The 17,160-nt window shown below is 69.5% G+C and carries 18 protein-coding genes; 17 read left to right on the top strand and 1 reads right to left on the bottom strand.

Annotation, left to right across the window (positions count from 1 at the left end; translation table 11 throughout):
- Nucleotides 1-128: 128 nt before the first annotated feature.
- The 8 genes from rimP (at nt 129) to ACZ7KI_RS31450 (ending at nt 7,200) form a co-directional block, all read left to right on the top strand.
- A complete protein-coding gene (gene rimP / locus ACZ7KI_RS31485; protein ID WP_470276667.1) occupies nt 129-668 on the top strand; it encodes a ribosome maturation factor RimP in 540 nt (179 codons plus the stop codon).
- Nucleotides 665-1,705, top strand: coding sequence for a transcription termination factor NusA (gene nusA, locus ACZ7KI_RS31480; protein WP_470276666.1), 1,041 nt, complete (start codon nt 665-667; stop codon nt 1,703-1,705). Before rimP ends, nusA begins: the two co-directional genes overlap by 4 nt.
- Nucleotides 1,702-2,088, top strand: coding sequence for a YlxR family protein (locus ACZ7KI_RS31475; RefSeq protein ID WP_470276665.1), 387 nt, complete (start codon nt 1,702-1,704; stop codon nt 2,086-2,088). The genes nusA and ACZ7KI_RS31475 overlap by 4 nt, the downstream gene beginning before the upstream one ends.
- 86 nt (nt 2,089-2,174) lie before the next feature.
- Entirely contained in the window at nt 2,175-5,207 is a 3,033-nt protein-coding gene (gene infB / locus ACZ7KI_RS31470) for a translation initiation factor IF-2 (RefSeq protein ID WP_470276664.1), read from the top strand.
- Between the two features lie 73 nt (nt 5,208-5,280).
- Entirely contained in the window at nt 5,281-5,574 is a 294-nt protein-coding gene (locus ACZ7KI_RS31465; RefSeq protein WP_465497744.1) for a DUF503 domain-containing protein, read from the top strand.
- Nucleotides 5,575-5,602: 28 nt separating this feature from the next.
- A complete protein-coding gene (gene rbfA, locus ACZ7KI_RS31460) occupies nt 5,603-6,079 on the top strand; it encodes a 30S ribosome-binding factor RbfA (protein ID WP_465465623.1) in 477 nt (158 codons plus the stop codon).
- Nucleotides 6,060-6,926 (top strand): alpha/beta hydrolase, encoded by an 867-nt coding sequence (locus ACZ7KI_RS31455; RefSeq protein WP_470276663.1) that lies wholly within the window; start codon nt 6,060-6,062, stop codon nt 6,924-6,926. The genes rbfA and ACZ7KI_RS31455 overlap by 20 nt, the downstream gene beginning before the upstream one ends.
- 19 nt (nt 6,927-6,945) lie before the next feature.
- Nucleotides 6,946-7,200 carry a hypothetical protein gene (locus ACZ7KI_RS31450; RefSeq protein ID WP_465465625.1) on the top strand — a complete coding sequence of 85 codons (255 nt, stop codon included), beginning with the start codon at nt 6,946-6,948 and terminating at the stop codon, nt 7,198-7,200.
- A gap of 87 nt (nt 7,201-7,287) precedes the next feature.
- On the opposite strand, the gene ACZ7KI_RS31445 is transcribed toward ACZ7KI_RS31450, so the two are convergent.
- A complete protein-coding gene (locus ACZ7KI_RS31445; protein WP_470276662.1) occupies nt 7,288-8,331 on the bottom strand; it encodes a TRM11 family SAM-dependent methyltransferase in 1,044 nt (347 codons plus the stop codon).
- A gap of 40 nt (nt 8,332-8,371) precedes the next feature.
- Between ACZ7KI_RS31445 and ACZ7KI_RS31440 the strand changes: the two genes are divergently transcribed.
- From ACZ7KI_RS31440 to rpsO, 9 genes are all read left to right on the top strand, one after another.
- Complete coding sequence (locus tag ACZ7KI_RS31440) at nt 8,372-9,370, top strand: DHH family phosphoesterase (protein WP_470276698.1); 999 nt, start codon at nt 8,372-8,374, stop codon at nt 9,368-9,370.
- A gap of 70 nt (nt 9,371-9,440) precedes the next feature.
- Nucleotides 9,441-10,637, top strand: coding sequence for a preprotein translocase subunit SecY (locus ACZ7KI_RS31435; RefSeq protein ID WP_470276661.1), 1,197 nt, complete (start codon nt 9,441-9,443; stop codon nt 10,635-10,637).
- 49 nt (nt 10,638-10,686) lie between these two features.
- A complete protein-coding gene (locus ACZ7KI_RS31430; RefSeq protein WP_470276660.1) occupies nt 10,687-12,009 on the top strand; it encodes an MATE family efflux transporter in 1,323 nt (440 codons plus the stop codon).
- Nucleotides 12,010-12,212: 203 nt separating this feature from the next.
- Nucleotides 12,213-13,523 (top strand): MFS transporter, encoded by a 1,311-nt coding sequence (locus ACZ7KI_RS31425; protein ID WP_470276659.1) that lies wholly within the window; start codon nt 12,213-12,215, stop codon nt 13,521-13,523.
- 29 nt (nt 13,524-13,552) lie between these two features.
- Nucleotides 13,553-14,476 carry a tRNA pseudouridine(55) synthase TruB gene (truB, locus tag ACZ7KI_RS31420; RefSeq protein ID WP_470276658.1) on the top strand — a complete coding sequence of 308 codons (924 nt, stop codon included), beginning with the start codon at nt 13,553-13,555 and terminating at the stop codon, nt 14,474-14,476.
- 37 nt (nt 14,477-14,513) lie between these two features.
- Entirely contained in the window at nt 14,514-15,476 is a 963-nt protein-coding gene (locus tag ACZ7KI_RS31415; protein WP_470276657.1) for a bifunctional riboflavin kinase/FAD synthetase, read from the top strand.
- Between the two features lie 114 nt (nt 15,477-15,590).
- Entirely contained in the window at nt 15,591-16,070 is a 480-nt protein-coding gene (locus tag ACZ7KI_RS31410) for an XRE family transcriptional regulator (RefSeq protein WP_470276656.1), read from the top strand.
- The gene (gene thpR, locus ACZ7KI_RS31405) at nt 16,070-16,579 is read left to right on the top strand and encodes an RNA 2',3'-cyclic phosphodiesterase (protein WP_470276655.1); all 510 of its coding nucleotides are present in this window, start codon (nt 16,070-16,072) and stop codon (nt 16,577-16,579) included. The genes ACZ7KI_RS31410 and thpR overlap by 1 nt, the downstream gene beginning before the upstream one ends.
- A 128-nt stretch (nt 16,580-16,707) precedes the next feature.
- On the top strand, nt 16,708-16,977 hold the full coding sequence (rpsO, locus tag ACZ7KI_RS31400; RefSeq protein ID WP_003084034.1) for a 30S ribosomal protein S15: 270 nt from the start codon (nt 16,708-16,710) through the stop codon (nt 16,975-16,977).
- Nucleotides 16,978-17,160: the final 183 nt, after the last annotated feature.

Below are 17,160 nucleotides of genomic sequence, written 5' to 3'. Positions count from 1 at the left end.
CATCCTGCCAGTACCCCGCGCGGGGCCGCCGCTCGCGCGTCGCACCGGGGTCACCAGATAAGCTGGTCCACTACCGAACCCGGATCCACACCGCCGGGTCGCCCACAGCCGAACAGGAGCGCTCCACCGTGCCCAACGACCTCGCCAGCAGGCTGGAGCCCATCGTGGCCGAAGCCGTCAAGGCCGCGGGTTTCGACCTCGATTCCTTCGAGGTCCAGCAAGCAGGCCGCCGTCAGCTGGTGAAGGTCGTGGTCGACGGGGACGACGGCGTCGGGCTGGACGAGGTGGCGAGCGTCAGCCGCGCCGTCTCCGCCGTGCTCGACGAGAACGAGCACGTGCTCGCCAGCGCGTACACCCTCGAAGTGACCTCACCGGGGCTGGACCGGCCGCTGACCCAGCGAAGGCACTGGCGGCGCGCGAAGTTCCGCCTGGTCAAGGTCACCCCCGTCGAGGGCGCTCCGTTCATCGGCCGCGTCGGCCACGCGGGGGAGAAGTCCGCGCGCGTGCTCGTCGACGGCGAGCTCCGGGACGTCGGGTACGCCTCGGTGGCCAAGGCGGTCATCGAGATCGAGTTCAAGCAACCACCTGCCGAGGACCTGAAACTGTTGGAAACCGACGCCGCGGCCCACACCGCCGCCGCTACCGAACCGAAGGAGGAGCCGAAGTGAACGTCGACATCGCCGCGCTGCGCGCGATCGAACGGGACAAGGACATCCCCTTCGAAACGGTCATCGAGGCCATCGAAACCGCGCTGCTCACCGCGTACAAGCACACCGAGGGCCACCAGCCGCACGCCCGGATCGACATCGACCACAAGAGCGGCCTGGTGCGCGTCCTCGCGCACACCCTCACCCCGGACGGCCAGGTCGACGAGGAGTGGGACGACACCCCCGAGGGCTTCGGGCGGATCGCCGCGACCACCGCGCGCCAGGTCATCCTGCAGCGCCTGCGCGACGCCGAGCACGAGAAGACCTTCGGCGAGTTCTCCGCCAAGGAGGGCGAGATCGTCGCCGGGGTGGTGCAGCGTGACGCGCGCGCCAACGCCCGCGGCATGGTCGTCATCCAGGTCGGCGACATCGAAGGCGTGCTGCCTTCGGTCGAGCAGGTGCCCGGCGAGTCCTACGAACACGGCAGCCGGATCAAGGCCTTCGTCGTCACCGTTTCGCGGGGCAACCGGGGCCCGCAGATCACGCTGTCGCGGTCGCATCCGAACCTGGTGCGCAAGCTGTTCGCCCTCGAGGTCCCCGAAATCGCCGACGGCACGGTCGAGATCTCGGCCATCGCGCGCGAACCGGGACACCGGACCAAGATCGCGGTCCGCTCGACGGTGCCCGGCGTCAACGCCAAGGGCGCGTGCATCGGCCCGGTCGGCGCGCGCGTGCGCAACGTGATGAGCGAACTCGCGGGTGAGAAGATCGACATCATCGACTTCTCCGACGACCCGGCCAGGTTCGTCGGGAATGCGCTGTCGCCCGCGAAGGTTGTGTCCGTACGGGTCGTCGACGAGCGGGCCAAGACCGCTCGCGTCGTCGTCCCGGACTTCCAGCTTTCACTCGCGATCGGCAAGGAAGGGCAGAACGCCCGCCTCGCCGCCCGCCTGACCGGATGGCGTATCGACATCCGCAGCGACGCCGCTCCTGAGCAGGGTGACGAAGCACACGCCGGGCAGGCGCGGCCCGCCGCGGCAACCGGTTCGGCTGAGTGAAGGTCGAAGCGCTAGACTTACGAGTGGTTCAGAGCCCGCGGACGGCGACCGACACCCAGGATGACCGGAAAACTCCGGTTCGCACCTGTGTGGGATGCCGACGGCGGGCCTTGATCGGCGAGTTGCTGCGAGTGGTCGCGGCGGACGGGCGGCTGATCGTCGACGAAGGTCGGCGGTTGCCGGGCCGGGGTGCTTGGTTGCACCCCGTGCCGGACTGTCTGGCCAAGGCCGAGCGGCGCAGGGCGTTTCCCCGAGCACTTCGTGTTCCGGGGTCGCTCGACGCCCAGGGTGTCCACGAACGCCTGGAGCGCTCGCCGAAGGCTAAGGGCGCCGGGACATCCCCGGTGCCGGATGGAATCAGGAAGCAGGTCGACCCGTCATGAGTCAGCCGTGAAGCTGAATCAATGAACGCGCGACAATAGGACGAGGTCTGCGGGTCTGCCGCCGGCCTCCCCAGATGAGGAGAGCTGTGCCAGGCAAGGCCCGAGTACATGAGCTCGCGAAAGAGCTCGGCATCACCAGCAAGGAAGTTCTCGCCAAGTTGAAGGAACAGGGCGAGTTCGTGAAGTCCGCGTCGTCCACCGTCGAGGCGCCGGTCGCCCGCCGTCTCCGTGACGCGTACCCGTCCAAGGACGGCAAGAAGAAGTCTGTTCCGACCCCCGGCCCGCGTCCTTCGCCCGCACCGCCCGCGAAGCCCGCCGCTCCGGCTCCGGCCGCGAAGCAGGCTCAGCCCGCGCCCGCGGCTCAGACCGAGGCTCCGGCGGCGTCCGCCCCCGCGGCGTCCGCTCCGTCGGCCCCGGCTCAGCAGCCGTCCCGCCCCTCCACCCCGGGTGTCCGCCCGGGTCCGCGCCCCGGCCCCAAGCCGCCGGCGCCCAAGGAAGAGGTGGCTCCGGCCGCGAAGGCCGCTCCGGCCGAGCCGAAGCAGTCCGAAACCAAGGAAACCCCGGCAGCACCGGCCACCCCGCCGGCGTCCTCGACGCCGTCGCAGGGTTCGGTCGTGCCGCCGAAGCCGCAGGGCCCCAAGCCCGGCGGTCCGAAGCCCGGCCCGCGTACCCCGCGCGTCGGCAACAACCCGTTCGGTGTGGGTTCCGGTTCCCCGGCCCCGCGTCCGTCGGGTCCGCGTCCCGGCGGAAACCAGCAGGGCGGCGACACTCGTCCGCCGCGTCCCGGTGGCGGCCAGCAGGGCGGCGACAACCGTCCGCCGCGTCCCGGTGGCGGCGCTCCCGGTGGTAACCGGCCGAACCCGGGCAACATGCCCCCGCGCCCGAACCCCGGCATGATGCCGGGCCGTCCGGCCCGTCCGGCCGGTGGTCCCGGCGGCGGCCGCGGTGGCCCCGGCGGCGGAGCCCGTGGTGGCCCCGGTGGCGGCGCCCGTGGCGGTCCCGGTGGCGGCGGCGGAGGTTTCCGCGGCGGTCCCGGTGGTGCTGGCGGCGGTGGCGGTTTCCGTCCCGGCGGCGGCGGTGGCGGCGGTTTCCGTCCCGGTGGCGGTGGCCCCGGTGGCGGCGGCGGTGCCCCGGCCGGTGGCGGCGGTTTCCGTGGCGGCGGTGGCCGTGGTGGCCCCGGCGGCCGTGGCGGTACCGCGGGTGCCTTCGGGCGTCCCGGTGGTCCCGCTCGCAAGGGCCGGAAGTCCAAGCGCCAGAAGCGCATGGAGTACATGGACAACATGCAGGCGCCCAGCGTCGGTGGCGTTCGTCTGCCCAAGGGCAGCGGCGAAACGATCCGCCTGCCGCGTGGCGCTTCGCTGACCGACTTCGCCGAGAAGATCGACGCCAACCCGGCTTCGCTGGTGCAGGTGCTCTTCCACCTCGGTGAGATGGTCACGGCGACGCAGTCCGTGTCGGACGACATCCTCGAGCTGCTCGGCGGCGAGATGAACTACGTCGTCCAGGTCGTCAGCCCGGAGGAAGAAGACCGCGAGCTGCTGGAGACCTTCGACATCACCTACGGCGAAGACTCGGGTGAGGAAGAAGACCTGCAGGTCAGGCCGCCGGTCGTGACCATCATGGGTCACGTCGACCACGGTAAGACCCGACTGCTCGACACGATCCGCAAGACGAAGGTGCGCGAAGGTGAAGCCGGTGGCATCACCCAGCACATCGGCGCCTACCAGATCGAGACCGAGCTCGAAGGCACCCCGCGGCTGATCACCTTCATCGACACCCCCGGTCACGAGGCGTTCACCGCCATGCGTGCCCGTGGTGCGAACTCGACCGACATCGCGGTCATCGTGGTGGCGGCCGACGACGGCGTCATGCCGCAGACGGTCGAGGCGATCAACCACGCGCAGGCCGCCAAGGCCCCGATCGTGGTCGCGATCAACAAGATCGACAAGGAGGGCGCGAACCCGGACAAGATCCGGCAGCAGCTCACCGAGTACAACCTCGTGGCCGAGGAGTACGGCGGCGACACGATGTTCGTCGAGATCTCGGCGCGGGAGAACATCAACATCGATGGTCTCCTCGAGGCGATCCTGCTGACCGCGGATGCCGCACTCGACCTCCGGGCCAACCCGGACATGGAGGCACAGGGTGTCGCGATCGAGGCGCACCTCGACCGCGGCCGCGGTCCGGTCGCCACGGTGCTGGTCCAGCGCGGAACGCTGCGTGTCGGTGACTCCGTCGTCGCCGGTGACGCGTACGGCCGCGTGCGGAAGATGGTCGACGAGCACAACGTCAACGTCACGGAGGCGACCCCGTCGCGTCCGGTCCAGGTCATCGGGTTCACCTCGGTGCCCGGCGCCGGTGACACGTTCCTCGTCGTCGACGAGGACAGGGTCGCCCGGCAGATCGCCGAGCGTCGTTCGGCCCGTACCCGCAACGCGCTCAACGCGTCGCGTCGCAAGCGGGTCAGCCTGGAAGACCTCGATGAGGCCTTGAAGGAGACGAGCACCCTTAACCTGATCATCAAGGGTGACAACTCCGGTACGGTCGAGGCCCTCGAAGCCTCGCTGATGCAGCTGGATGTCGGCGAAGAAGAGGTCGAGCTCAACGTGGTCCACCGCGGTGTCGGTGGCGTCACGGAGTCCGACATCGACCTGGCGACCGCGTCCAACGCGATCGTCCTGGGCTTCAACGTGCGGGCACAGGGCAAGGCGACCGAGCGGGCCACCCGCGAGGGCGTCGACGTCCGGTACTACACGGTCATCTACCAGGCGATCGACGAGATCGAAGCCGCGCTCAAGGGCATGCTCAAGCCGATCTTCGAAGAGGTCGAGCTGGGCAAGGCCGAGATCCGCGGGATCTTCAAGTCGTCGAAGGTCGGTACGATCGCCGGTTGCATGGTCATCTCGGGCGAGATCCGGCGTAACGCCAAGGGTCGTCTCCTCCGTGACGGCAACGTCATCGTCGAGAACCTGCCGATCAACTCGCTGAAGCGCGAAAAGGACGACGTCACCGAGGTCCGCGAGGGCTTCGAGTGTGGTCTCACCTTGGGTAACTACAGCGATTTGAAGCTCGGCGACGTCATCGAGACGTACGAACAGCGCGAAAAGCCGCGTGTGTAAGTGACACGGCGGCGCTCCCCCGCAGCTGGGCGGGGGAGCGCCGCTTCACCTTCCACTCAACCCAGAACCCCACATGTTCATCGGAGCCTTGGAGCTCGACATCCTGCTGGGCGACGTCCATTCGCTCAAGCAGAAGCGATCCGTGATCAAGCCGGTGCTGGCCGAGGTACGCAGGCGTTTCGACGTCTCCGTCGCCGAAGCGGGTCACCAAGAGCTGCATCGGCGGGCACTGATCGGTGTGGCCGTGGTCGCCGCGACTGGCGAGCACGTCCGGGACGTGCTCGACTCGTGTGAGCGGTTGGTGGCGGGCAGGCCGGAGTTCGAACTGCTCTCCGCCCACCGCCGGCTACTCGGCCCGGACGACTGACAGACAGATTTTCGAGGAGACGAATCCCATGGCCGACCCCGCTCGGGCTCGTAAGCTCGCCAAGCGGATCTCACAGATCGTCGCCCACGCGATCGAGCACGACATCAAGGATCCGCGGCTCAACTACGTGACGATCACCGACACGAAGATCACGGCCGACCTGCACGACGCCACGGTCTATTACACGGTGCTGGGCGAAAACCTCGAGTCCGCTCCTGACCACACGGGTGCCGCGGCGGCGCTGGAATCCGCCCGCGGTGTCCTGCGGTCAAAGGTCGGACAGGGCACCGGGGTTCGTTACACTCCGACGCTGACCTTCGTGGCCGACAGCATTCCTGAGGACGCGAAGCGGATCGAGGATCTCCTCGCGAAGGCCAGGGAAGCCGACGCGGAGGTCGCCCGCCGTGCGACGGGGGCGCAGCACGCCGGCGAACCCGACCCGTACAAGGCGCCACGGGAAGAGGCCGAAGACGATGAGTTCGCCGATGAGGAGAGCCGGAGCTGACGGAGGGGGCCACGCCGTCAGCAGGCGCGGCCTCCTGCTGGGAGCCGCGGCGCTCGGGGGCACGGCGCTGCTTTCCGGCTGCGACGGGGAAAAGCGGCCCCTGGTGGGGCCACCCCCGGTGTCCCCACCGACCAACCCGACACCGCTGACCACGGCGGTCACCGTGCAGCGGATGCGCTCCGCGGCCAGGAACCGGGAAGTCAACCTCGTCATCATCACGCCCGAGAGCGCGTCCCGGGTCGGGCTGCCGGTCTGCGTCGCCCTGCACGGGCGTGGCGCGGACGCCAGGACCTTCCTGGACCTCGGCGTGCAAGACGCGCTGAACCAGGTCGTCGCGGCCGGTCTGCCCGGTTTCGCGGTGGCCGCCGTCGACGGCGACAACTACTGGGTGGACGTCGGCAAGGGCGACGACCCGCAGCGGATGCTGTCCGAGGAACTGCCCGGCTGGCTCGCCCAACGGCAATTGCGGCCGCCGTCGGCGATGTTCGGCATCTCGATGGGCGGCTTCGGCGCGCTGCGCTACGCCCGCGAGCACAAGGACCTCAAGGCCCTCGCGGTGGCGGGCGCCGCGCTGTTCGTCAGCTGGCCCGACGCCAAGTCCCGCAAGGTCTTCGCCGACCGTGCGCAGTGGGAATCGCATGAACCGCTGCTGCACACCGACGAGCTCAAAGGCATCGAGACCGGGGTGTGGTGCGGTAACTCGGATCCCTTCGCCGGCGCCGACCGGAAACTGATCAAAGCGCTCGATCCCGCCGTCGGGAAGATGGCGCCCGGTGAGCACAACGACGACTTCTGGCGAGGCGTCATGCCCGAAGCGATGAAGTTCGTGGGGGAACGCATCGCCTGATCGGGGCCATCCTGGAGACATGAGCATCCAGGAACAGGCCCAGCAGGTGGACGCGCTCGCCGACCAGGTCCCCACCGGCGTCGCGCTGGCGACCAAGGCCGAACTCGAGGCGATCCAGAACCAGGTGGTGGCGCTGCTGGGGCACACCGCCACCGCGGACACCCTCCAAGGCGCCATCCAGAACGCCGTCGGGTTGATCGACGACCTGACGGCGGCACTGGAGAACGTCAAGATCCAGCTGCGCGACGTGGCCCAGCACCACCTCGCCGGCTGACCCCTGCCGCATTTCGTCCTCTAAATGCGGTAGTTCGCATCGCCAACCACCGCATTCAGAGGACTAAACGCGGGGGTGGGGTGGGAGTCAGGCGGGTTTGGCGGCGACGATCAGGTCCCGCACGATCGCCTGGTCCACCCGGTGCGAGAAGTCCGCGAACGGACCGTCCTCGCGGACTTCCAGTCCCGCCTTGTCCAGGATCGCGGCGAGTTCCTCACGCGGCGCGACGTTGGTGTTCCACGAGATCCCGAGTGCGCCGCCGGGCCGCAGCACCCTGGTCCACACCGGGACCGCGGCCGCGAGCAGGTCACGCGGGCTGCGCGCGAGCGACGCGTCCTGAGTGCGGTGGCTGCCGTGCTGCACGCCGTACGGGGCGTCGGTGACGATGAGGTCGACCGAGTTCGGTCGCAGCAGTTCGTCCGTGGTGAGCGTGTCGCAGTTGAGGTAGCTCAGCTTGCGGACCTCGCCCGCCTTGTACTGCTCCTTCGTGATCCCGAAACCGATGTCGAGCCGCCTGCCGAGCCGGACCCTGTTGCGGCGCACCTGCCCGGATTCGGCGCTGTGCTTGATCCGCTTCTGCTTCAGCCAGGTCTTGATGAACAGCTCGTAGGAGTCGAAATCCTTGCCGTCGACGTCGAGACCGGTCGCGTCGAAGCCGTACATCATCGCCTGGTTCAGCGTGGTACCGCGGCCGCACAGCGGGTCCAGCAGGTGCAGCGGCTTCTCCAGCATCGCGGCCGGATCCGCCGTCGACAGCAGCGTGACGTTGACGAGCAGTTTGGTGAACAGCTCGTTCGTCTTGCCCGGATACTTCTGGATGGTCAGCAGATCCGAGTCGAAGTTCGCCAGCGGGCTGATCGTGACCGGCTTCAAGACACCGTCGCCGAGCTCGAACAGCGCGTACAGCGCGGAAAGGTTCGACAGGAGCGCCAGGTCGCGTTCGCTCAACGGCGCGGGCGTGGTGAAGGTGACGTAGCCGACGCCGCCGAGTTCCGTCTCACTGATCTCGGAGACCTCGGTCTCGAGAGCGGACAGACCGAACACCGCCAGCTCGGCGCGCAGCAGGGCCGGAGCGGAGTCGGTGTAGACCCGGTTGGCTGACGGGTAGACCAGGATCGCGTACTCGGACATCCCGCAGAGCGTAGCTTGACTGATTGTGACAGCGACTCCCATCCCGAACCTGAAGGAAGCCGCCGCCCTGCTGGCGCGCGCGAGCGACGTGACCCTGCTCGGCCATGTCCGCCCGGACGCCGACGCGCTCGGCAGCGCGCTGGCGCTGGGCCGGGCGCTGCAGCTGCGCGGCGGCGTCAAGGTCCGCGTCTCGGTCGGCGAACCCGAGGACATGCCCGAAACCCTGCGAGGCTTGGACGTCGGCGGGCTTTACGTCCCCGCGAGCGAGCTTCCGGAGAGTGAACAGCTGCTGGTCGCGCTCGACACGCCGACGCCGGGCAGGCTCGGGAAACTCGCGCCGCGGGTGGACGCCGTCCGCGAGGCCGGGGGCGAGGTCCTGGTGATCGACCACCACGCGTCCAACGTCTTCTACGGCACGAAGCATGTCGTCGACGACACCGCCGAAGCCACCGCGGTCCTCGTTTTCGCGTTGCTCCAGGAACTCGGCACCGAGATCGACGAGCCGATCGCGCGCTGCCTGTACGCGGGGCTGGTCACCGACACGAGCGGGTTCCGCCGGGCCCGGCCGTCCACCCACCTGATGGCCGCGCAGTTGCTCGAAGCCGGCGTCGACCCGGACAGGGTGGTCCGCGAGATCGTCGACGATCACCCCTTCGCATGGTTGCCGATGCTCTCGGAGGTCCTCGCGGGTGCCCGGCTCGAACCGGACGAGGCCCGCGGCTTCGGGCTCGCCTCCGCGGTCGTGACACGCGATGTCGCGCGGAGCGTGCGCGCGGAGGAGGTCGAAGCGGTCATCGACGTCGTCCGGTCCACGCGTGAGGCCGGGGTCGCGGTGGTGCTGAAGGAGGCCGAACCGATCGGGCCTAAGCAGCGGTGGCAGATCTCGCTCCGCTCCACGGGCGGTGTCGACGTCTCGGCCGCGGCCGGGGAACTCGGCGGCGGTGGACATCGGCAGGCGGCCGGGTGCACGGCGGAAGGCACGGCGGGCGAAGTCCTCGACAGGCTGAAGGAGGCGCTCTCGCGGGCACCTCTGCTCTGATCCGGGCGGGCGGTCATCGAAAAGCGGTGTCATCGGAATTTCATCCGTCGTCCCTACCGTGATTTTCACGATGAACGCCCACTCCTCCTTTCGCCGCCGGATCCTGGTCACGCTGGGCGTGATCGTGCTGTTCCGGCTGGGCCAAAGCCTGCCTACCCCCTCCGTGACCGTCCGCGCGCCAGGAGCCGATCACCCGCTGTGCTGGCTCCTCGACCTCCTCACCGCTGGCGGCCTGTCCACGCTGCCGGTGTTCGCGTTCGGTGTCCTTCCCTGCCTGGCCGCGCCGCCGGTGTTGCGGGGGCTGATCGTCCTGATCCCGCGGCTGGCGGCGCTGCGGGCCGAAGGTGAAGCCGGCGCCCGGGTGCTGACGCGATACCGACGACGGCTCACCGTCGGACTCGGTCTGCTGGGCGCCATCGGGGTGCTCGGGTTCCGCGGGCAGGAGATCCTGGACGGCCGCGGAGCCGTCGCCGTGGTGTGCCTGACGGCGGGCACCGCGCTGGTCCTGCGGCTGAGCGAGGTGATCACCGACCGGGGATTCGGTGACGGCGTCCGGATCCTGCTGCTCGTGCAGATCCTGGCGGTACTGCCGCCGGAGTTCCTGCGGCTGTACGAAAGGACGGGCTGGGCCGCCATCGCCGTCATGGCCGTGATGACGCTGTCGGTCACGGTGATCACGATCGTCGTCGCGCAGGGACAACGCCGCGTCCCGGTGCAGTACGCCAAGCGGATGATCGGCGTGCGTGCCTACGGCGGGACCTCGACCTACCTTCCGCTCCGGTTCCCCCAAGCGAACAGCCCGGCCGTCCTCGCCGCGGTCCTGCTGTCCTTGCCGGTCCTCTGGCCTGGCGCCGGCTGGCTGGCGTGGCTGCGCGACGAAGGAAATCCCGGGCGGATCGCGGTCTACTTCGTGCTCGTTTGTCTCTTCGCCTTCAGCAGAGCGGCCGTGACGCAGGACATGGACAAGGTGGCGGGCGAGCTGGTGCGGGCGGGTGGCTTCGTTCCCGGGATCCGGCCGGGGAACTGGACCGCCGAATACCTCGACTTCGTGAACCGCCGGATCATCGGCTTCGGCGCGTTCTGCTCGGGAGTGGTCGCGCTGATCCCGGTCACCGGCCTGGCCCTGCTGGACGTGAGCCCGAGGGTCCCCGTCGCCGGCGTGACCCTCCAGGTGGTCCTCGTCTTCCTCGTCAGCGTCACCCTCGACACCACGCGGCAGGCCCAATCACTGCGCATGCAACGGCGCTACGAACCGTTCCTCCGCTGAGCCGTTCCCGGCGGCTGGGACTGTCGTACCAGACCTTTAGTCTCCAGGGGTGTCTGAAGCTTCCGAAGTCGATGAGCGCGTCCCGCCGAAACGCGTTCTCGGGCTCGCCGTACCCGCGCTCGGTGTGCTCGCGGCCGAGCCGTTGTACGTCCTGGTGGACACGGCCGTCGTGGGGCATCTCGGCGCGCTGCCGCTGGCCGGGCTCGCCGTCGGCGGGGTCGTGCTGTCGCAGGTTTCGAGCCAGCTGACGTTCCTCTCCTACGGCACCACGTCACGGACGGCGCGGCTGCACGGCGCGGGACGTCGCGGCGAGGCGGTCAGCGAAGGTGTCCAGGCGACCTGGCTGGCGGTGATCGTCGGGCTGGTCGTGATCGTCGCCGGGCAGTTGCTGGCCGCGCCGATCGCCCGGGTCCTCTCGGGGGACGCCGCGATCACCGACGCCGCCGTCTCGTGGTTGCGGATCGCGCTGTTCGGCACGCCGTTCATCCTGATCACGATGGCGGGCAACGGCTGGATGCGCGGGGTGCAGGATTCCGCGAAACCGTTGCGTTATGTCCTGGCGGGCAACGGGATCTCCGCCGTGCTGTGCCCGGTGCTGGTGTACGGGGCGGACTGGGGGCTGGAAGGTTCGGCGATCGCGAACGTCGTCGCGCAGGTGATCTCGGCGTCGCTGTTCCTGGCGGCCCTGATGCGGGAGCGGGTCCCGCTGCGGCCGGAGCCGAAGGTGATGCGCGCCCAGCTCGGCCTCGGCCGGGATCTGGTCCTGCGCAGTCTCGCCTTCCAGGCGTGTTTCGTCTCCGCCGCCGCGGTCGCCGCCCGGACCTCCACCGGAGCGGTCGGCGCGCACCAGGTCGTGCTGCAGCTGTGGACGTTCCTGGCGCTCGTGCTGGACTCGCTGGCGATCGCCGCGCAGTCGCTCGTGGGAGCCGCCCTCGGCGCCGGGGCGAGCAAGCGGGCGCGGGGCGTGTCGAGTCAAATCACCGTCTACGGCCTGATTTTCGGCTGCTTCCTCGGTGTCGTGTTCGCGTCGCTGGCCGGGGTGCTGCCGCGGGTGTTCACCTCGGACGCGACCGTGCTCGGCGAGATCCCGCACGCGTGGTGGTTCTTCGTCGCGCTGCAACCGATAGCCGGGGTGGTGTTCGCGCTGGACGGCGTTCTGCTCGGCGCGGGCGACGCCGCGTTCCTGCGCAACGCGACACTGCTGAGCGCGGCGGTCGGGTTCCTCCCGCTGATCTGGCTTTCCCTCGCCTTCGGGTGGGGATTGACCGGGATCTGGACGGGGCTCTCGCTGTTCATGGTGCTGCGGCTGGCGACCTTGCTGGTGCGGTGGCGCTCGGGACGCTGGGCCGTGGAGGGCGCCGTCCGCGTTTAGTCCTCTGAATGCGGTCCTTGCGCGTGCAACTACCGCATTTAGAGGACTAAACGCGACGGAGGGGAGGGCGAAGCACGCGGGAGCTGTGGCGAAAACCACCTGGGTAACGGGTATGTTTCGCCGTTGCTTAGGCGATACAACTAGTGAGGCGGCAGCGCGGGCGCCTGTTCTTGCCCGAAAGCCCTTCCCTAGGAGGAAACACCGTGACAGGCCGAGCCACCCGCCGGTCCTGGTTCATCTGGCTGGCCGCCGTCACCGTCTACCTGCTCGCCGTCTTCCACCGGACGTCGTTCGGCGTCGCCGGGCTGCAGGCCGCCGACCGCTTCGGCGTCGGCGCGGCCGCGCTCGGCACCTTCACCGTCCTGCAGGTCGGCGTGTACGCCGCGATGCAGATCCCCACCGGCGTCCTGGTCGACCGCTACGGCCCGCGCCGCGTGCTCACCGGCGCCGTGTTCTTCCTCGGTCTCGGCCAGATCCTGCTCGCGGTCGCCGATTCCTATCCGCTCGGCCTGCTCGCCCGCGGTGTCCTCGGCTTCGGTGACGCGCTGACCTTCGTGAGCGTGCTGCGGCTGATCGCCGCGCATTTCCCCGGTCGCCACTACGCCCTGATCGCCACGCTGACCTCGGCCATCGGGTACGTCGGCAACCTCGCCGCGACCCTCCCGCTCAGCCTGCTGCTCGACGGGGCAGGCTGGACCCCGACGTTCCTCGTCGTCGGTGTCGTGACCGTGCTGTACACCACCGTCGTCGCGCTCCGTGTCGAAGACAACCCGCGCGGCGAGCCGGAACCCGTGCGCGAAAAGGTGCATCCGAAGGTGCTCGGCCGCCAGGTCGCCGAGGCATGGCGCACGCCGGGGACCCGGCTGGGCTTCTGGGTCCACTTCAGCACGATGTTCGCGCCCAACGTGCTGACCATGCTGTGGGGCGTCCCGTTCCTGGTGCAGGGACAGGGTGTTCCGAAGGCCACCGCGAGTTCGCTGCTGATCGTGTTCGTCTTCGGCTCGATGATCGGCGGCCCGGTCGTCGGCGGTCTGATCGGACGCCGCCCGTCGCTGCGGATGCCGCTGGTCGGCGGGTACATCGCCGGTGCCGCGGTGATGTGGGCGATCCTGCTCGGCTGGAGTGGCACGATCCCGGTCGCGGTCCTGGTCCCCGTGTTCGCGTTCCTCTCCCTCGGCGGCCCCGCGTCGATGATCGGTTTCGCGCTGGCGCGGGACTACAACCCGCTCGCGCGCGTCGGCACCGCGACCGGTGTCGTGAACGTCGGCGGGTTCGTGGCGACGACGGTCTCGGCGCTCGCGGTCGGGGTACTGCTGGAGTGGACCGGCGGCGCGTTCCGGCTCGCGCTGCTGTCGGTCGTCGCGGTGCTCGCGCTGGGCACCTTCCGGATGCTCGTGTGGTGGCGGCGCACCCGCGCCACCCTCTTCGAGGCCGAAGCCCGCGGTGAGGAGATCCCGGTGCAGATCCGGCGACGGCGTTGGGACGCCGAAGCCTCAGTGCCCGTCTCGTCCTAGGCGAGGACCCGAAAGATAGGGTTCGGCGCGTGTCGCGCCCCAATCAGGCTCAAGCCAAGAAACGTCCCGCTCCGCCGCCCGGTCTCGTCATCGTCGACAAGCCGTCCGGGATGACCTCCCACGACGTCGTCGCCAGGGCGCGGCGCTTCATGGGCACCCGCAAGGTCGGGCACGCCGGCACCCTGGACCCGATGGCCACCGGCGTCCTGGTGCTCGGCATCGAACGCGCGACGAAACTCCTCGGCCATCTGGCGCTCGACCGCAAGACCTATCTCGCGACCCTCTCCTTGGGACTGTCCACCACGACCGACGACGCCGAGGGCGAGCCGATCGCCGAAGCCGCCCCGGAAGCCGTCGAGAAGATCACCGACGACGCGATCGCCGCCGGAATCGCCGCGTTGTCCGGCGACATCCAGCAGGTGCCGAGCGCGGTCAGCGCGGTCAAGATCGACGGAAAGCGTGCCTACGCCAGGGTCCGCGCCGGCGAAGAGGTCGTCATCCCGCCGCGTCCGGTCACCGTGCACCGGTTCGATCTGCTCGCCACCCGCCGCGAGGCGGGCCGGATCGAACTCGACGCCATCGTCGAGTGTTCGTCCGGGACCTACGTGCGGGCGCTGGCCCGCGATCTCGGCGCCGGACTCGGCGTCGGCGGGCATCTGCTCGCGTTGCGGCGCACCACGGTCGGGCCGTTCACCCTCGCCAAGGCGCGCACCCTCGACCAGCTCGAGGACGAACCGGAGCTGTCACTGGACCTCGACGCCGCCGTCGCCGCCGCGTTCCCGCGCCGCGATCTGGACGCCCGCGCGGCCCAGGCGGTCCGATATGGACAGAGGGTGCCCGCGGCCGGGATCGAGGGCACGTACGGCATGTTCGGACCGGACGGCCGGGTGCTCGCGCTCGCCGCGGACGAAGGCGAGCTGGCCCGCTCGGTGGTCGTGTTGCTGCCCGCTTAGGGTGGTGCACGAAACAGCCGGAGGAGACGGGGCACAAGTGCAGCGTTGGCGTGGTTTGGGTGACCTTCCCGGGAGCTGGGGACGGTGCGTGGTGACGATCGGCGTCTTCGACGGCGTGCACCGCGGGCATCAGGAGCTGATCTCGAGGACGGTCCGTGCCGCCGCCGAACGCGGCGTGCCGAGCGTGGTGCTGACCTTCGACCCGCATCCGTCGGAGGTGATCCGGCCGGGCAGCCATCCCGCGCAGCTGACCACGTTGCGCCGCAAGGCGGAACTGGTCGAGGGCCTCGGCGTGGACGTCTTCTGCGTACTGCCGTTCACGCTGGAACTGTCGCGCCTGACCGCGCACGAGTTCGTGCACGAGGTGCTGGTGGACAAGCTGCACGCGGCGGCGGTGATCGTCGGGGAGAACTTCACCTTCGGCGCCAAGGCCGCCGGTGACGTCACCCTCCTGCGCACACTGGGGAAGCGGTTCGGGTTCGTGGCGCACGGCGCGGAACTGCAAGGACTGCTCGCGCAACAGCAGACGGAGAACGAGATCACCTTCTCCTCGACCTACGTCCGCTCGTGCATCGACGCGGGCGACGTCGTCGCGGCGGCCGAGGCGCTCGGCAGGCCGCACCGGCTGGAGGGCATCGTCGTCCGGGGCGACGGGCGGGGACACGACCTCGGCTACCCGACGGCGAACCTGTCGACGCCGCGCTTCGCCGCGGTGCCCGCCGACGGGGTCTACGGCGCCTGGTTCACCCGTTCGTCGGATCCTGGCCGACGGCTGCGCGCCGCGGTGTCGGTCGGGACCAATCCGACGTTCTCGGGGCGGGAGCGCACTGTCGAGGCCTTCGTCCTCGACATCGACGAGGACTTCTACGGGCAGCACGTTTCGCTCGATTTCGTCGCCAAGCTGCGGGATCAGGTCCGGTTCCCGACGTCGGAAGGTCTGGTGAAGCAGATCGACGACGACGTCCTCCGTACCAGGGAACTGCTGGGCGGGCAGGACTGACCGAAGCCGGCCGGGGCCGGTGAGAATGTACGAACACACCCGTCACGGTGCGTCCCGGTGGCAAGATGTCACAGACCGCAGGTGGCGTTGGATGGGGTTAGGGGAGCGGGCCAGGTGGAGGACCACAAGATCGTCCAGCGGAACATCGCGCTGCAGAGGGAGTGGTACGGGGAGCCGCTCGGCGATCGCGTGCGGAGACTGGTCGTCGCGTTCGACATCTCCCAGGCCTTCCTCGCCGAGGTACTCGGGATCAGCGCGCCCATGCTCAGCCAGGTGATGAGCGGGCGCCGCGCGAAGATCGGCAACCCGGTCGTACTGGCGAAGATGATCATGCTGGAGCGCAAGGTGCTGGTCCCGGCGGTCGCCGCGGGGGACCGCAAGGCCATGCAGGAGGCACTGGAGGACGTCCGCGATTCGCGGCCGACGGTGGGCAGGGACAGCATCCCGGTCGGCGCCGTCGCCGACGACCAGGGTGTGCTCGTGGCGCTGCGGGACATCGGCGAGGACGAAGACCTCACCGAAGCCGCGAAGCTGCTCGACGACGACTTCCCCGCTCTGGCGGACCTGCTGCGCCGGGCGGCGAAGAACGCCTGATGAACCTCTTCAGTGCCTTGATCCCGCCTGACGACGTCCTCGACGAGATCGCGACGGCGCTGGGGGCACCCGAAGACGGTGATCTCCGCTGGTCGCGGCGGGAACACTGGCATGTCACCCTCGGTTTCTACGGTGAGGACGACCCTGCGGAACGCGGCGGATGGCTCGCCGGACGGCTGGCGGAGGCATCCGCGATCGACGTCCGGCTGGAAAAGGCCGCGACATTCCCCGGGGTGCTGTGGTTGAGTGTCACCGGAACCGGGCTCCACGAGCTGGCCGTCGAGGCAGGCGCGGAGAACGAGGGCAGGCCGTACACGGCCCACCTGACACTGGCCCGCTTCCCCCGCGACCGGCCGATGGCCGCGAGCGCGTGGGTGGAGCGGCTGGCCGGGTTCACCAGCAGAACTTGGACGGCCACCGAAGCCGTCTTGATTCGCAGTGCCCGTGAGCAGGGCGCGTCGCACTACCGGGTGATCCGGTCGTACGAGCTGAAGCGCGCCCGCGCCTGAAGCCGCTGATCACGAGGCTGGTAACCTCGATGATTGGGTCCGGCTGCAGTCCGTGGCGGCCGCGACCGTCTCACCCGGCGTGAAGCAGCGTCCGGGCCGCACGGCACAGAGTATCTAGGAGCACCACAGTGGCGTTGTCCACCGAAGAAAAGAAGTCGATCCTTGCCGAGTACGGCGTGCACGACTCGGACACCGGATCCCCCGAGGCCCAGGTCGCGCTGCTGACCAAGCGCATCGTCGGCCTCACCGAGCACCTCAAGGCTCACAAGCACGACCACCACTCCCGTCGCGGGCTTCTGCTGCTGGTCGGCCGCCGCCGCCGGCTGCTGAACTACGTGATGAAGGTGGACATCGAGCGATACCGTGCGCTGATCCAGCGTCTCGGCCTCCGCCGATAGCTTGACCCCGAGGGGGAGTGGCCACATCGGCCGCTCCCCCTCGGCTTAAGAACAGAACGTCCTCTCCACGTGAGGGGCATGGCGCGAGCGCGCACGAGGATCCGTCCGCCGGTCCTCGGTAGTGGTTCCCGGGTAACGGCCCGGGGGCTTCGATCGAAGACCGGCATCACTCCTCGAGCGTCC

The sequence above is a fragment of the Amycolatopsis sp. NPDC039088 genome, from assembly GCF_055598845.1.
This window is presented reverse-complemented; position numbering and strand designations above follow the sequence as displayed.